The organism is Epibacterium sp. ABV4_022, from assembly GCF_056159345.1.
The window spans coordinates 3,122,170-3,136,441 of sequence record NZ_JBSWVA010000001.1 but is presented as its reverse complement, the minus strand read 5'-3'; the positions used below and the strand labels follow the sequence as shown (position 1 = coordinate 3,136,441).

Genomic DNA, 14,272 nt, shown 5'->3' with positions numbered 1-14,272 from the left:
GGGCTCAGAACCTGTGCCACAGTTCCAGCTTGAGGCCAAGTCGGGCATCACCGAAGGAGCGCCATTCCAGCCCGGCGACCAGGTCGCGGTTCTCCGACAGTTGCCAGCGCAGGGCCGGCAACAGCTTCTGGATCATCTCGCCATCGTCCGGCTGGTAGAGTTCCAGCTGGATCATCGGTGCGGGCCCCTGCGCGCGATGGACCCCGAGCGTGCCGTCTAGCTTCCAGGCGCGTTGGGCGCCGCCCTGCCGCCATTCCCGCGACAGATCCACCGAGACCCAGCCGCCACCGGCGGACCAGTCCAGCCCGCGCCCGGCGGACAGGGTGACCCGTTGCATGCCGGTCCACTCCGCGCCCGTGCGCCCCAAGCCCGCGCCCAGTTCCAGCGCCAGTTGCCAGCCCTCGTCGCGCTGGCGCAGGGGCAGGCGGGCAAAGACCAGCGCATGGGCGGCGGGAAACCCGGCGTCCTCGCTGCGGTTGATGTCGATCCCGAAGGTCAGGTTCGGCGTCACCCCATAGGCCGCATATGTCCCGATCTCGCCCCCCGTCGGGCGGGCCCGCAGGCTGCTGGACAGGAACCCGCCGCCGTCGGGTTCCAGCCAGGCCCCGGCCTGCGCGACCGGCGCGCAGATCAACAGCCGCAAACACAGGGCAATCGCGATGGCGTGACGCACAGGCGGATCCTCCCAGAGCGGCTAACTCCACCCAAGGTAGAGCGAAATTCTGTCGACTTTCAAGTCAGGTGCCATAGTCTGAAAGAGAGGATGCCAGGGAGGATCTCATGCCGACGATAGCAAAATCCAACGACGTGCAGACGGTTATCACCACCTTCGAAGTGACGCCGGGCACGTGCCAGGACCTGATTGACGCATTGGAAGATGCCTATGCGTCCTTTATTTCCCACCAGCCCGGCTTTGTCGCGGCGGGGTTGCATGTGAATGATGCCCAGACACGGGTGGCGAATTATTCCCAGTGGCGCCACCGGGAGGATTTCATGGAGATGCTGCGCAGCGAAGAGATGCGCAAGCGCAACCGGGTGCTGAACACGCTATGCCGCAGCTTCGAGCCGGTGATGTATGATGTGGTGGCGACGTTCCGTCAGCCTGAGTAACCGCGCCCGGCTTCGGGCGCAGGGCCCGGGGCATCACGCCAGCTGCTGCCACCAGGTGATCCACGACCGGGCCGCGGCGCGCAGCAGCACCTTGGTGGAATCGAGCGCCTGGGCGATCTTCTGGAAATGCGGTTTCTGCCCCGCAGAGGGCGCGCGCAGCAGCACGGTTTTGGCCTCTTCCACCACATCCAGCGTGGTCTGGCGCAGGCGGGCGGAGGCGTCTGGACGGATGGCGACATAGCTGACAAAACCGGCCCGCTTGCGCGGCAAATCGGGCGCCAGGTTGGCATCAACCGCGCGCCCGACGCGGGTTTCGCAGAGTTTCATCGCCGTATAGGCCGCCTCGTAATCCCGGTTGCCACGCAGGGTCGATGCGGCACGGCGAAAGGTCTTGCGGTAGCAATCGTAGTAGTAGAGATCGCCCAGCTTGTAGCATGTGTAGAGATCCCGGTCGATTTGCCGGATCAGCCCGTCGGTGGTGCGGGTGGACAGGCCGCGCGGGGCATCGCGGCTGGCCCCGTCGTGTCCTGTGCCCGTGCCGCCTCGACCGGCAGCAGCAGGGCAGAGGTCAGCGGCGCAGCCAGGGCAAGAAGGGCGCAGGTCAGCAGGACGCGCATGAGGGGTCTCCTTGTTCTAACCGCGATGCGACAGGGGCGCGACCGGCCAGAGCCCAAGCGCCAGTCGGTAGAGTTGCACCGGCCCGCGCAACAGGGCGGAGCGCAGCAGCACCTTGTTGGAATCGATCACCGCGGCGATTTTCTGGAAATGCGGTTTCTGATGCGGCGCGGGGGAGCGCAGCAGAACGGTGCTGGCGTCCTCCATGGCGCGGATGGTTTCGCGTTTGACCGCCGCAATGGCCGCGGGTTTGACGGCGCTGTAGCGCACCAGCCCCTTGCGGATGCGCTTGGCGGTGGGATCGGCATTGGCGTTTACCGCGGCTTCGACCCGTTTTTCCACGCTGCGTAGCGCCTCGTAGGCGGGCTGGTAGTCGATCCCGCCCTTGATCTTGCGGGCGGCAAATCCATAGGTCTTGCGGATGCAGTCAAAACGGTAGGCCTCGAACAGTTGCAGGCACTCGCCGACGCCGCTCTCCAGAAGCCTGACCACCTCGCGGGTGGTGCGGTTGTTGACCGTATTGCTCGAATCGCGGCCGCCGCCACCACCGCCGTCGCCCCGGTTTCCGGCATGGGCGCCCGGTCCCGGGACAAGGGTGGCAAGGGTCAGAAGAAGAATGAGAAATCGCATGATCGACCTGCTCCGTCGTTGCTCGGTACAGGCAGCGTAGCACGGGTGATCCCGGTTTCCCTAGCGGCAGGTTCCGGCCCCCGGGCAAAAGCCGTGCGCGCCTAGCCGAGCGGGGCGAAGGCGGGCAGGGTTGCCAGCCTGCGCAAGGGCTCGGGCAGCCGCATCAGGGCAGAGCGCAGCAGCACCTTGTTGGACTGGATCACGGCGGCAACGCGCTGGAAATGCTTTTTCTGTTCGTTGTCCGGTGTGCGCAGCAGGATCGTGGTGGCCTCTTCCATGGCTGCCAATGTGGCCTGTTTGATCGCGGGCACGGCGTCGGGTTTGACGGCACGATGCTGCACAAAGATGTTCTCGCGCAGGTTGGGCTGGCTGGGATCGAGGTTGGCCTCCACCGCGGCACCGATGCGCTGTTCCACCAACGCGAGCGCCTGGGCAATCGTGGCGTATTCGCGGCTGCCGCGCAGGGCGTGGACTCCGGTGCGGTAACTGCGACGGTAGCAGTCGTAGCGATAGACCTTGGGCGCACCCTGGCAGCGGCGAAAATCAGTCCTGAGCTGGGTCACGATCGCCTCGGTGCTGTCGTCGTTCAGGCGCAGACCCCAGCCGGGGCGGCCACTGAACCCATCGCTGCCACGCGCAGTCGTCGACAGCGCGGGCAGCATCAGGAAGAACAGGGTGACAGCAGTCAGGAGGCGGAGCATGGGCGGTCCTTTGCGGAAGGGCAGCGGAGGGCGGTGGCGCGCGTGGTCGGAGCCGCGGCTATTCGGGGTGCAGGATGCGACATTGCGCGGCGGCTTCGGCGGCGCGGGTGCTGGCCCCCGGCAGCGCGTCCTTGAGACCGCGCAGCTTCTTGCGTTCTTCGGCAACATCGATGGCGACCGGTGTTTCGATGGTCCGGTAATAGGTTTCCGGGCAGGGGTAGTAACCCACCACCTTGCCATCCCGCACCCGCCGACAGGTGTAGAACACGGTTTCCGGCACCGTCTGGCGGTGGATCGCATAGCCACGGGAGATATTGTTCTCGGTCTCCTTGATCTCGTTCAGGAGCCGGGTCTGTTCGGCCGCACCCTGGCGGATACAGCGTTCCTGCGGCGTGGCGCAGGCCGCAATCAGGGCAAGGGCGGGCAGGGCGAAAAAGAAGCGGGACATGGCGGGGCGTCCTTTGAATGGGGCGATCTGACAATCCGGATGCACATATAACACCGCAAAGCTGCCTGTTATTCGATAGCAGCGCAAGGACGCCTCGACATCCGGTATCGCGGGCGTCTCACCGTGACGTGATGGGGGGCGGTGGTGTGGCCGCTGGCGTCAGGCAACACCCCACCAGCGCAGCGTTTGCGCGCAATGGGTTGAAATGGCCTGCACGGCGGCCTCGGCATCGCCCAGTTCCAAGGCATCGATGATGGCCAGATGCTCCTCCATCGCCGAGACGATGCGCACCTGAAGGAAGGGCCGGGCATTCTGGATAATGGCAATGCGCATCCGGTTGGCGCCATAAACCCGGGCCAGTTGTTCGTTCTCTAGCCCCTCTGACAGGTAGTCGTGCAACGACAGGTCGACCGCGATGGCCCGGGGCGGCTGGGCGTCGCTGTCGGAGGCACGGGCGGAGGCCAGCATGTCCTGATGCTGCTGACGCAGGTCATCAAGTCCGCTCAAGGCACCTTTGGCAATGCGGCGGCGGGCGCCTTCCTGATCCAGAACCATGCGGAAATCGAGACAGGCGCGGATGGTTTCCGGGCGCGCCTCCATCACCTGCACGCCGCGCTTGGGCACCGTGGTCAGCAGTCCCTGCGCACTGGCGTATTTCACCGCCTCGCGCACCGCGGCAAGCGGATAGCCGATCAGGTCGACCAGCTGCGGCATGGACACGAACTGCCCGTCGCGCAGGATCCCCCGGCGCAGCGCATCACAGAGCGCGGCCTGGGCCAGATCGGTCTGAAGCTGAGCGCCCTGTGCCTGGTTCATATCTCTCCCCCCGACCTGCATTAACAATGCAGGCCTTAAAGTCTTATCTGAATTTTCTTATAGCGTCCCATCTAGAATACTTTCTAACATGTTATGTGCAAGCTTAATAACGCGGCAATGTAAAAACTTTTCAAAAGAGCGTCGCGCGGGCCGTCACAGGGAGATTGACATGGCATCCACGGAACACACGCATCTGGCGGACAGCGGCACGCTGGACCCCACCGGCAACACCCTGAGCCCGGTGACGCCAGAGGAAAAAACCTGGGGGTGGTTCGCCATCTTCAACATCTGGGCCAATGACGTGCAGTCGCTGTTTGGCTACTCGTTGGTGGCGTCTCTGTTCATCTCCTATGGCGTCGGCGGCTGGACTGCCTTTGCGGCGCTGGTGGTGTCGGGCCTGTTCGTGATGTGGATGGTGAATCTCTCCGGCGCCGCGGGCGAGAAATACGGCATCCCCTATCCGGTGCTGGCCCGCGCCAGCCTCGGCACCGAAGGCGCCAAGCTGCCGGCGGTGCTGCGCGCCACGGTGGCGGTGTTCTGGTACGGGGTGCAGGTCTATTTCGCCTCCACCGCGCTGGCGCTGCTGATCCGGTCGCTCACCGGGCTGAGCGGCGGGGCGGAGATCTTTGGCCTCACCGGCATCGACTGGCTGTCCTTCGTGCTGGTCTGGGGCTTTCACATCGTGATCTTCTGGCGCGGCATGAACTGGGTGGAGACCTTCCTCAATATCGCCGGACCCTTTGTCTATGTGGTGATGATCGGTCTCGTGGTGGTGCTGTGGCAACGCTCCGACGGGGAGCTGCTGTCGGCCACCGCAACCATCTTTGCCAATCCCGAAGGCACCTTCTGGACCGAATTCAACGGCTTCATCGCCATCATCGGCACCATGGTGGCCTATTTCTCGGCGGTGATGATCAACTTCTCCGATTTCTCGCGCTATGCCAAGGACAAGCCGACGATGGTGAAGGGGAACCTGGCCGGTCTGCCGTTCAACATGATCCTGTTCTCGGCGCTGGCGCTGCTGACCACCGGTGGGGCCGCCGTGGTCTTTGGCGAGGAGATCATCAACCCGACCGAGATCGTCGAGCGCACCGACAGCGTGCTGCTGGGCATCATTGCCGCGATCACCTTCTTTGCGGCGACGGTGGGCATCAACCTGGTGGCCAATTTCATCCCGGCGGTGAATGGCATCGCCAACCTGTCGCCCGAGACCATCAGCTTTCGCAAGGCGGGGCTCATCACCTCGGTGTTTGCGCTGGTGATCGGCGGTTTCTGGACCAGCTTCATCAGCCAGTTCGGCATCAGCGGTTTTGTCAACACGCTGGGGGCGACGCTGGCGCCGATCTTCGGCATCATGATTGTGGACTACTACCTGCACCGCAAGGAGCAGCTGAACCTCGCGGATCTTTATGACACGCAAGGCGGCGCCTACCACTACAACAACGGCTGGAACGGCGCGGCGGTCAAGGCCTTTGCCCTGGCGGGGATCTTCTCGGTGGCCACCGTCTGGGTGCCCTGGTTCGGCTTCCTTTCCGGCTACAACTGGGTGATCGGCGCGTTGTTGGGTGGTGTGCTCTATCACGCACTGGCAAAGGGCAACGGCGCGCGCTGAGCACGGTCCCTGCCTCTGACATCATCAATAACGCCCGGCCGAGTGTCGGGCGTTTTTGCATTGGACGGTTCTGGGCAGGCCGGGGGTTGCAATCGGTTTGCCGCTGCGGTTTGAGCAGTCCCGGACCCGCAGTCAACACGAGGCGCAGCCGATGACCAAACTTGCCCACAGCATGATCCGCGTTCTGAACGAGGAGGCCTCCGTGGCCTTCTACAAGGCCGCCTTTGCGATGGAGATCGCGGACCGGCTTGATTTCGACGACTTCACGCTGATCTACATGACCGCCCCCGAAGGCACCTTCGAGCTGGAACTGACCGTCAACAAATCTCGCACGGAGCCTTACGATCTGGGCGATGGCTATGGCCATATCGCGCTTGTGGTTGCGGATCTGGAAGCGGCCCGCGCCCGGGTCGAGGCCGCCGGTGCGGCGCCGCGCGACATCGTCGATTTCCGCCCCGGCGGCGAACGGGTGGCACGGTTCTTCTTTGTCGCCGACCCGGATGGCTATCAGATCGAGGTGATCGAGCAGGGTGGCCGCTTCCGCTAGACGCGGGTGACGCGCCCGGAGCGGATCTCGAACGGCGTCTGACCAAAGCGCAGGCGGAACTTCTTGGAGAAATGGCTCGGCGAGGCAAAGCCGGTGGCCATGGCCACCTCGGTGATCGGCATCTCGCTCTGCAACAGCAGGTTGCGCGCCCGGTCCAGCCGCAGATCGTCGTAGAACCGCTTGGGCGGCAGGCCCACGTAGCGCAGGAACAGCCGTTCCACCTGCCGTTGCGAGATGCCCACCAATTCGGAAAAGCTCTGCATCGGCAGCGGGTATTCGACATTGTCGTCCATCGCCCGGATTATCCGGCGCAGGCGCGGATGGGTGACATGGGCGAAATGGGGCGAGATGTCGGAGGTCAGCGCCTGCAAACGGTGCTGCTGGGTATAGCTCAGCTCATCCGCCACCTGATCGGCCAGTTCGCCCCCGAGCAGGCTGCGAATGAAACACAGCGCAAGGTCGATCGCCGCGGTGCCCGCCGCGCAGGAAAAACTGTCATGCTCAAAGACAAAGGCAGAGCGCGCCAGCATCACCTGCGGATAACCTTCGGAAAAGCTGCTCTGGTGGCGCCAATGGGTGGTGGCGGTCTTGCCGGTCAACAGGCCGGCCATGGCCAGCACCTCGGCGCCGCGCTCCAGCCCGCCGCAACGCACCCCGTGGCGCATGGCGCTGCGCAGGCCGCGCGTGACCGCATCCAGGGTGGCGCGCGGGATGTCAGGCGTGCCGCAGAGCAACAGCAGATCGCCGCGCCGCAAATCCCGGAGGCTGCCGGAAGCAGGCAGGGCGAGGCCGCAGGACGAGGTCACCGGCGCCCCGTCCAGCGTGACGCAGAGGCTTGTCAGGGGCTGCGCGCGGCAGAGCCGGTTGGCCAGTGACAGCGTGTCCAGAAAACCACTCACCGACAGCAGCGAATGCCCCGGCAGCAGCATCAGAACAAAACGCTGCACAGGCGCGCTGATCGCGGGGTCCGGGACAGGCGCCGCGGGGGCGGCGGTCTCTTCCTCAGACATGTGCTGCGGTCTGTCCTGCAACATCGGTCACTCTCCGGTCAGCGGGTTCCGGTCTGGGGCTTGCGGGTTCAGGGTTCCCCTGCGCCGATCTCTTCGCGGCGGCGGATCACATAGGCATCAAGCGCCTCGGCCACGCCCGGGTCGAGCGCCGGTTCCTCGTATTCGCGCAGGGCCTGCTGCCACAGCGCGGTTGCGCGGGTCAGCGCATCCTTGGCACCGGCGGCCTCCCAATTTTCGTAGTTGGTCCAATCCGACAGCAACGGGCGATAGAACGCGGTCTCGTAACGCTCCATCGTATGCGCGGCGCCAAAGAAATGGCCGCCGGTGGGCACCGATTTGATCGCCTCCAGCCCCAGCTCATCCTCGCTGAAGCTGATCGGCTTCATGAATTCCTTCATGTTCTGGATGATTTCGACATCGAGGATGAACTTCTCCATCGACGCGGTCAGCCCCCCTTCGAGCCAGCCCGCCGCGTGGTAGATCAGGTTGGCCCCGCCCATGGTGGCGCCCCAGGTGGACATCATCGTTTCATAGGCGGCCTGCAGGTCGACGCAGTTGGAGGCATTGGCGTTCGAGGTCCGGTAGGGCACCCGGTAGCGCCGCGCCAGCTGACCGGCGATGATATTGGCCTTGGTGTTCTCTGGCGTGCCAAAGGCCGGCGCGCCGGAGCGCATGTCCACATTCGACGTGAACGCCCCATAGAGCACCGGCGTGCCCGGGTTCACCAGCTGCGTCAGCACCACGCCAAACAGCGCCTCGGCATTCTGTTGCGCCATGGCGGCGGGCAGGGTCACCGGCGTCATCGCCCCCATCAGGGTGAAGGGCGTGATGCTGACCGGCTGGCCATGTTCGGCCATCGCCATCAGCCCGTCGGTCATCGCCTCGTCCAGCAGTCGTGGCGAGTTCACCGAGATCACCGTGACCACGCCGGGCACCTCGCGCATCTCCTCGACCGAGATGCCGCGGCTGATCGCCATCATGTTGATGCCGTCCAAGGCCCGCCCGCGCCCGATGGCGGTACAGTGGAAGGTCAGGTCCGACAGGGTGAGATTGGCCAGATAGGTGTCCAGGTGGCGGGTGTTGGCGGGCAGTTCCATCGGGGCTACCACCTGGTTGCCGATGATGTTCACCGCGTTGAAGTGATGCGCCAGACGGATGAAATTGCAGTAATCCTCGTGGTTGCCGGGACGTCTGCCGTTGATCATGTCGTGGGTGTTGGGCGGCCCCGCGACGAGGCCGAAGTTCATCGCGCGGCCACCCATGGTGATGCGCTTTTCGGGATTGCGCGCCACCATGTCAAAGCTTTGCGGCACGGTTTCCAGCGCCTGTGCGACGATGCTTTCGTCGATGCGGATGGTCATCTCGTCCCGGTCCACGATGGCGCCCGCACGTTCGAACAGATCCATCACCGTCTCGCTCATCACCCGGATGCCGGCCTCCGACAGCACCCGCATGGAGGTGCGGTGGATCTGCTCCAGCTGCTCTTCGGTGACCACCTCCAGCGGCTGGTAGGGCAGGTGGGTCTGACTCCAGGGGAGCTGTTCGATCTTGTTCTCCGCACGGGCGGACATGCCGCCGCGGCCGCCCCGTCGTCCTGATCTGGCCATCTGGTCCAAGGTCCTTCATCTGCTGTTTTGTGCAAGCCTAACGCGCGGCGTGGCGCTTGACACATGGACAATCCGGCCCCTAAGACCACATGAAACCGGGGTCATGGGCCGCTGATGAGGTGGCTTGCATGCGGGAGAAGACGATGATGCAGGATCTGCCGCCGCTGAACTATCTGCGCTCCTTCGAGGCCGCGGCCCGGATGCTCAGCTTTACCGAGGCGGCGCGGGAGCTGAACCTGACGCAGGCCGCCGTCAGCGGCCACATCCGCGCGCTGGAGCAATATATCGGCGGGCCGCTGTTCGTGCGCCATCCGCGCTCCCTGACGCTGACCTCGCTGGGCAATGCCTATCTGCCGGGGGTGCAGCAGGCCCTGCAACAGGTGCAACAGGCGACCCATGCGATCCTGCGGCGGCGCGGCGCGGAACGGGTGGTGATTTCCTGCCCGGTGAGCCTGGTGGATCACTGGCTGGCGGATCTGGTGGCCCGGTTCGGCGTGCAGCATCCCGGCGCGGCGGTGACCATCCATGGCCGCGTCTGGGTGGACGAGCCGCCGGAGATTGCCGACATCATCCTCACCAACGTGCATGAGGAAACCCTGGACCGCGCCAGCCTGCCGCTGTGGCGCGACCAGCTGGTGGCGGTCTGCGCGCCCTCCTATCAGGCGCAGGCGGGGGGGCTGAGCGGTCCGCAGGATCTGCCGCACGCCCGGCTGATCCACAGTCTCGGCCGGACGGAGGTCTGGCCGCAGGTGTTCCGCTCCTTCGGGCTGCCCGTCGCTGCCGCCGATCCGGGCGCGGAGGGGGCCAGTCAGGCCAATACCTTCGGGTCGGTGATCGCCCTGGCGGAGGCCGGACAGGGCGTCGCGGTGGTGCCCGGGGTGTTTGCCCGCGCCGGGCTGGCGGCGGGGCGGCTGATGGCGCCGCTCGGGCAGGTGGGCCCGTGCCCCTGGGTCTGCACCCTGTCCGACAGCAGCCTGCTGACCTCGGATGCGGCGCGGGCGTTGCACCGGTTCATCCAGGCGGAGGCCACCTCGGCGCCACCTGTTCTGGACATATAGGTCGCCGCCCCTTGCCAAGCCGGGCGGGCGCATGGTCTGTCTGCCTGCAAAGAGACAACAGACGAGATCCCGCATGACACTGGACCAGAGCCCCACCCATTCCACCCATGACGCCGAGGCAGATGACCGCAACGATCACATCAAGATCTATGTGAACGGCGAGATCGTGCCCAAGGCGGAGGCCAAGGTCTCGGTCTATGATTCCGGCTTCATGCTGGGCGATGGCATGTGGGAGGGGATGCGGCTCTATGACGGCGAGTGGGCGTTTTTCGACGCGCATATGGACCGGCTGTTCAACTCGCTGAAATCGGTGTCGCTGGAGATCGGCATGGGGCCGGAGGACATCCGCGACATCCTTGACCGGACCGCAGCGGCCAATGGGATGACCGGCGACGCCCATTGCCGGTTGATGATCACACGCGGCCCCAAGGCCAAACCGTTCCAGCATCCGGCCCTGTCGAAATGGGGACCAACCGTGGTCGCCATCGTCGAGCATTCGAAACCGGCCGAGAGCCTCTCGACCCATGGCATCCGCCTTGCAACTGTGCCGCAGGTGCGTGGCCTGCCGATGAGCCAGGATGCAAAATACAACAGCCACTCCAAGCTGAACTGCGTGATCGCCTGCCTGCAAGCGGAACAGGCGGGCGCGGATGAGGGGCTGATGCTGGACCCGCATGGGTTTGTGAACACCACCAATGCCTGCAATTTCTTTATCGTGCGCCGCGGCGAGGTTTGGACCTCGACCGGGGATTACTGCATGAACGGGGTCACCCGGCAGAATGTGATCGACCTGTGCCGCGCCAACGACATCCCGGTGTTTGAGAAGAACTTTTCGCTCTATGAGGCCTATGGCGCCGATGAGGCCTTTCTGACCGGCACCTTCGGCGCGCAGACGCCGGTGGCCTCGATCGACGGCAAGGAGATCGGCACTGGCGTGCGTCCGGTGACCACACGTATCCGGGCGCTGTACAAGGATCTGGTGGCCCGGACCGTGGCAGCGCAGAAAGAAGCGCGCCGCTGACGGCGGGCTGGCCTTAGCTCCGGGGTGTGTGCGCGCCCGCCTGCGCCGCTGCGCCCTCGTCGGCGGGCGGCGCGGTATGGGCGGTGATGCCCCATTCGCCGAGCGCGGTGGCAAGCTCCGGATCGGGGTCCTGATCGGTGACAAAATCGCTCACCCGGTCGAGGGGGCAGGTCACGAAGGGCGCGCGCGTATCGCGTTTGGAGTGATCGGCGACCACAATGACCCGATCCGCCCGGGCGGCGACGGCATGGGTGAGGTCTGCCTCCTGCGGATTGCTGGTGACAAAGCCGTGCCGCGGCGAGATACCGTCCGCCCCCACGATCACCGCGTCATAGGAAAACTGCTGCGCCTGCGTTTCCGCCATGCGGCCAAAGCTGCCACGTTCGCCGGACAGGACCTGACCGCCGGTCAGATAGACCCGGTTGCCATTGTGGCCGACAAGGGCGGCCATCGCGGGCAGCGAATTGGTCACCACGGTGAGATCCCTGTGCTGGCGCAGGTGTTCGGCCACATAGGTGGTGGTGGATCCGACATTGACAAAGACCGTCATGCGGTCGCTGAGGAGCGCGGCGGCGGTGCGGGCAATGGCGGATTTTGCGGCGGTATTGGTGGCCAGCGGGGTGGAAAACACCGGCGCGCCATGCGCGGGCCGCAGGACGGTGCCGCCGTGCACCCGGTCGACCTTGCCCGCCCGGGCGAGGCTGCGCACCAGTCGGCGGATGGTCTCTTCGGAGACCCCCAGCGCATGGGCGATCTGCGCGTTGCGGGCGGAGCCGCCGAATCGGGCCAGGACCTCCAGAACCTCATGACCGCGGTGCGGGATCTTTTGGGAGTCCACCATGGGGCAGCGCCTTTGAACACGTGGCAGTGCACCGAAGTAACCATATCCAGATGACGGCCATGTGTCGGCGGAAATCCCGACGCTTCATCGAGGTGGCTGGGGCGCCTGCGCGATCCTCCGGGTGGGGCGCTGTCCTTGGCCTGCGTCGGACGGTCCGGCCTCCGCACCGGCGCGTTGGCCTGTGTGCCGGGCTTCTGGCCCGGCCCGGCTCGGGTGCCTCTGTACGAAACACCAAGAGGGCCGGGCGCCCGCGGTTGGTCGCGCGCGCCCGGCCCGTATTTGCCCAAGCTGGGGGGGGGCGGCCCGGGGTCAGGACGCCCGGCGCAGCGCAGTGGCGTCGTCGGCGTCCAGCTGGAACTTGCGCGCGTTCTGGGCCAGTGAACCGGCCTCGTCCCGCAGGCGTTGGGTCGCGGCCGAGGTCTCTTCGAACATCGCTGCGTTCTGCTGGGTCACCTGATCCAGCTGATCGGCGGCCGAGGTGATTTCCGACAGCCCGGTGGACTGTTCGCGGGCGGCCTCGGCAAGAGCCGAAACGGTTTCGTTGATGGCGGTGATGTGCTCGTTGATTTCATCGAGCGCGGTGCCCGAATCCCGGGCCAGCGTCACGCCGGTTTCCACCTCGCGGCTGGCATTTGCGATCAGCTCCGCGATTTCACGCGCCGCATCCGAGGATTTGCCCGCCAGGGCGCGCACTTCGCCGGCAACCACCGCAAAGCCACGGCCGGCTTCGCCTGCGCGCGCCGCCTCGACCCCGGCGTTCAGGGCCAGAAGGCTGGTCTGGAAGGCAATATCGTCGATCAGCGATGTGATGGAGGAGATCTTCTGCGAGCTTTCCTCGATACCGCGCATCGCATCGATGGTCTGGCGCACCACCTGCGCGCCCCGGGCCGTGCGTTCGCTGGCCTGTTGCACCCGTTCGGAGGCCGAGCGGCTCTCTTCGGCGGAGTTCTTGACCGAGGCGGAGAGTTCGGTCAGCGCGGCCGAGGTTTCCTCCAGCGAGGCGGCCTGGGTTTCCGTGCGCATGCCGAGTTCGCGGGAAGAGGAGTCCAGCGATTCGCTTTCCTGTTCGATATGCATCACCCCGGCAAAGATCTGGCGCATCAGGTCGGAAATCCGGGTCACGGTGGTGTTGAAATCCTCGGCCACCTGGCGGAATTCCTCCGGCATGTCGTCATCGACGCGCACTGTCAGGTCACCTTCGGCAAAGCGCGCCAGTCGCTGACCGAGAATGGCCACCACGCGCTGGCGGTCCTCATCCTTGATCTGGGCCTCGCGTTCCAGCGCCGCCTGCATCTGCAAACCGTCGCGGAAATTGGCCACCGCCTGCGCCATCTGGCCGATCTCGCTGCGGTCCTTGAGACCGGGCACATCGCTGTCGAGGTCCCCGTCCGACATCGTGGTCATGCGATCTTTCAGCGCGTTCAGCGGCGGCAGCGTGTGGCGCAGGATCAGCAGCGACACGCCGATCATCACCGCCAGTACGGCCGCGAGACCGCCCAAGGCCTCCATGCGCATCTGCGCAATGTCGGCCTCGATGTCGTTCACATAGGCGCCGGTTCCGAGATACCAGTCCCAGGGTTCGTAATACTGGGCGTAGGTCAGCTTGGGTTCGACCTGTTCGGTGGCGGGGTTTTCAAAGAAGATGGTGGATTCGGACCGTCCGTTCTCATCCAGCGCACCAAGGATGGTGTCAAAGATCCGGTTGCCGTGCACGTCCGTCAGGTCACGCTGGCTCTCGCCGCCGACCCATTGCGGGCGGAAGGGGTGCACCTTGTACATGATGTCACTGTCAAAGGCGTAGATATAGCCGTTTTCCCCGAACCGAAGGTCATTGAGAATTTCGGCAACGGCAGCCTGCGCCTCCTGGAGGGAGAGCTCCCCGGCCTTGACGCGGGCGTCATAGGCCTCGATGTGGCTGCGACCGATGTCGGTGACATGACGCAATTCGCCCATGCGCAGGGAGTAGGCCTCCTTTGAGGCGCGATCGAGAATGAAGAAGGTCAGGCTGGCTGCTGTGATGAGCGCGAGAGCCACGAGGGCATAAATCCGAGTGGACAATCCGTAGAAAGCGGCGGGCATGATGGGAAAGCCTTGCAAGTTGTCGTTTACACCCTGTTTGCGGCAAAATGACTAATGCGGGCTTTACAGACCCGCAGACTTTGCCCGGCGGCGCAGCGATGCGGCCACAGATGCGGGATCAATTTGGCTAAAATGATACGCGCCCGGTCAGAGGGCGCGCGCGGTGCGCATGGGGCA

At 65.1% G+C, this 14,272-nt stretch carries 16 protein-coding genes; 5 read left to right on the top strand and 11 right to left on the bottom strand.

Translation table 11 applies throughout. The features are described 5' to 3' along the window. Nucleotides 1-4: 4 nt before the first annotated feature. Entirely contained in the window at nt 5-673 is a 669-nt protein-coding gene (locus tag ACXAF5_RS14900) for a hypothetical protein (protein WP_474947190.1), read from the bottom strand. A 107-nt stretch (nt 674-780) separates the two neighbouring features. On the opposite strand from ACXAF5_RS14900, the gene ACXAF5_RS14895 reads away from it, so the two are divergent. Beyond that, entirely contained in the window at nt 781-1,110 is a 330-nt protein-coding gene (locus tag ACXAF5_RS14895) for an antibiotic biosynthesis monooxygenase family protein (RefSeq protein WP_239322838.1), read from the top strand. A gap of 33 nt (nt 1,111-1,143) precedes the next feature. On the opposite strand, the gene ACXAF5_RS14890 is transcribed toward ACXAF5_RS14895, so the two are convergent. The 6 genes from ACXAF5_RS14890 to ACXAF5_RS14865 all read right to left on the bottom strand — a co-directional run bounded on the left by ACXAF5_RS14890 (nt 1,144) and on the right by ACXAF5_RS14865 (nt 4,320). Next, a complete protein-coding gene (locus ACXAF5_RS14890) occupies nt 1,144-1,437 on the bottom strand; it encodes a hypothetical protein (RefSeq protein WP_474947189.1) in 294 nt (97 codons plus the stop codon). Between the two features lie 137 nt (nt 1,438-1,574). Further along, on the bottom strand, nt 1,575-1,727 hold the full coding sequence (locus ACXAF5_RS14885; protein ID WP_474947188.1) for a hypothetical protein: 153 nt from the start codon (nt 1,725-1,727) through the stop codon (nt 1,575-1,577). A gap of 16 nt (nt 1,728-1,743) precedes the next feature. Beyond that, entirely contained in the window at nt 1,744-2,355 is a 612-nt protein-coding gene (locus ACXAF5_RS14880) for a hypothetical protein (RefSeq protein WP_474947187.1), read from the bottom strand. Nucleotides 2,356-2,456: 101 nt separating this feature from the next. After that, the gene (locus tag ACXAF5_RS14875) at nt 2,457-3,056 is read right to left on the bottom strand and encodes a hypothetical protein (RefSeq protein ID WP_474947186.1); all 600 of its coding nucleotides are present in this window, start codon (nt 3,054-3,056) and stop codon (nt 2,457-2,459) included. 58 nt (nt 3,057-3,114) lie between these two features. Further along, on the bottom strand, nt 3,115-3,504 hold the full coding sequence (locus ACXAF5_RS14870; protein WP_474947185.1) for a hypothetical protein: 390 nt from the start codon (nt 3,502-3,504) through the stop codon (nt 3,115-3,117). Between the two features lie 159 nt (nt 3,505-3,663). Continuing rightward, nucleotides 3,664-4,320, bottom strand: a complete 657-nt coding sequence (locus tag ACXAF5_RS14865; protein ID WP_474947184.1) for a GntR family transcriptional regulator — start codon at nt 4,318-4,320, stop codon at nt 3,664-3,666. A 169-nt stretch (nt 4,321-4,489) separates the two neighbouring features. On the opposite strand from ACXAF5_RS14865, the gene ACXAF5_RS14860 reads away from it, so the two are divergent. Beyond that, nucleotides 4,490-5,932, top strand: coding sequence for an NCS1 family nucleobase:cation symporter-1 (locus ACXAF5_RS14860; protein WP_474947183.1), 1,443 nt, complete (start codon nt 4,490-4,492; stop codon nt 5,930-5,932). A gap of 151 nt (nt 5,933-6,083) precedes the next feature. Continuing rightward, the gene (locus tag ACXAF5_RS14855) at nt 6,084-6,479 is read left to right on the top strand and encodes a VOC family protein (protein WP_474947182.1); all 396 of its coding nucleotides are present in this window, start codon (nt 6,084-6,086) and stop codon (nt 6,477-6,479) included. Here the strand turns inward: ACXAF5_RS14855 and ACXAF5_RS14850 are convergent. Continuing rightward, the gene (locus ACXAF5_RS14850) at nt 6,476-7,489 is read right to left on the bottom strand and encodes a GlxA family transcriptional regulator (protein ID WP_474947181.1); all 1,014 of its coding nucleotides are present in this window, start codon (nt 7,487-7,489) and stop codon (nt 6,476-6,478) included. The two genes, ACXAF5_RS14855 and ACXAF5_RS14850, sit on opposite strands and share 4 nt — an antisense overlap. 68 nt (nt 7,490-7,557) lie before the next feature. Next, nucleotides 7,558-9,096, bottom strand: a complete 1,539-nt coding sequence (locus ACXAF5_RS14845) for a trimethylamine methyltransferase family protein (RefSeq protein WP_474947180.1) — start codon at nt 9,094-9,096, stop codon at nt 7,558-7,560. Between the two features lie 128 nt (nt 9,097-9,224). Here ACXAF5_RS14845 and ACXAF5_RS14840 point away from each other — a divergent pair, with 128 nt between their 5' ends. After that, the gene (locus tag ACXAF5_RS14840) at nt 9,225-10,154 is read left to right on the top strand and encodes a LysR family transcriptional regulator (protein ID WP_474947179.1); all 930 of its coding nucleotides are present in this window, start codon (nt 9,225-9,227) and stop codon (nt 10,152-10,154) included. A gap of 73 nt (nt 10,155-10,227) precedes the next feature. After that, nucleotides 10,228-11,175, top strand: a complete 948-nt coding sequence (locus ACXAF5_RS14835) for an aminotransferase class IV (RefSeq protein WP_474947178.1) — start codon at nt 10,228-10,230, stop codon at nt 11,173-11,175. A gap of 13 nt (nt 11,176-11,188) precedes the next feature. On the opposite strand, the gene ACXAF5_RS14830 is transcribed toward ACXAF5_RS14835, so the two are convergent. Further along, entirely contained in the window at nt 11,189-12,016 is an 828-nt protein-coding gene (locus ACXAF5_RS14830) for a DeoR/GlpR family DNA-binding transcription regulator (RefSeq protein ID WP_474947177.1), read from the bottom strand. Nucleotides 12,017-12,325: 309 nt separating this feature from the next. After that, on the bottom strand, nt 12,326-14,050 hold the full coding sequence (locus ACXAF5_RS14825) for a methyl-accepting chemotaxis protein (protein WP_474947176.1): 1,725 nt from the start codon (nt 14,048-14,050) through the stop codon (nt 12,326-12,328). Nucleotides 14,051-14,272: the final 222 nt, after the last annotated feature.

Excerpts from the sequence above, each read along its gene's own strand:
- ACXAF5_RS14890 (WP_474947189.1), bottom strand. The coding sequence starts at position 1,437 with ATGAAACTCTGCGAAACCCGCGTCGGGCGCGCGGTTGATGCCAACCTG.
- ACXAF5_RS14880 (WP_474947187.1), bottom strand. The coding sequence starts at position 2,355 with ATGCGATTTCTCATTCTTCTTCTGACCCTTGCCACCCTTGTCCCGGGA.
- ACXAF5_RS14855 (WP_474947182.1), top strand. The coding sequence starts at position 6,084 with ATGACCAAACTTGCCCACAGCATGATCCGCGTTCTGAACGAGGAGGCC.
- ACXAF5_RS14850 (WP_474947181.1), bottom strand. The coding sequence starts at position 7,489 with ATGTCTGAGGAAGAGACCGCCGCCCCCGCGGCGCCTGTCCCGGACCCC.
- ACXAF5_RS14840 (WP_474947179.1), top strand. The coding sequence starts at position 9,225 with ATGCGGGAGAAGACGATGATGCAGGATCTGCCGCCGCTGAACTATCTG.
- ACXAF5_RS14830 (WP_474947177.1), bottom strand. The coding sequence starts at position 12,016 with ATGGTGGACTCCCAAAAGATCCCGCACCGCGGTCATGAGGTTCTGGAG.
- ACXAF5_RS14845 (WP_474947180.1), bottom strand. The coding sequence starts at position 9,096 with ATGGCCAGATCAGGACGACGGGGCGGCCGCGGCGGCATGTCCGCCCGT.
- ACXAF5_RS14895 (WP_239322838.1), top strand. The coding sequence starts at position 781 with ATGCCGACGATAGCAAAATCCAACGACGTGCAGACGGTTATCACCACC.
- ACXAF5_RS14875 (WP_474947186.1), bottom strand. The coding sequence starts at position 3,056 with ATGCTCCGCCTCCTGACTGCTGTCACCCTGTTCTTCCTGATGCTGCCC.
- ACXAF5_RS14865 (WP_474947184.1), bottom strand. The coding sequence starts at position 4,320 with ATGAACCAGGCACAGGGCGCTCAGCTTCAGACCGATCTGGCCCAGGCC.
- ACXAF5_RS14860 (WP_474947183.1), top strand. The coding sequence starts at position 4,490 with ATGGCATCCACGGAACACACGCATCTGGCGGACAGCGGCACGCTGGAC.
- ACXAF5_RS14835 (WP_474947178.1), top strand. The coding sequence starts at position 10,228 with ATGACACTGGACCAGAGCCCCACCCATTCCACCCATGACGCCGAGGCA.
- ACXAF5_RS14870 (WP_474947185.1), bottom strand. The coding sequence starts at position 3,504 with ATGTCCCGCTTCTTTTTCGCCCTGCCCGCCCTTGCCCTGATTGCGGCC.
- ACXAF5_RS14885 (WP_474947188.1), bottom strand. The coding sequence starts at position 1,727 with ATGCGCGTCCTGCTGACCTGCGCCCTTCTTGCCCTGGCTGCGCCGCTG.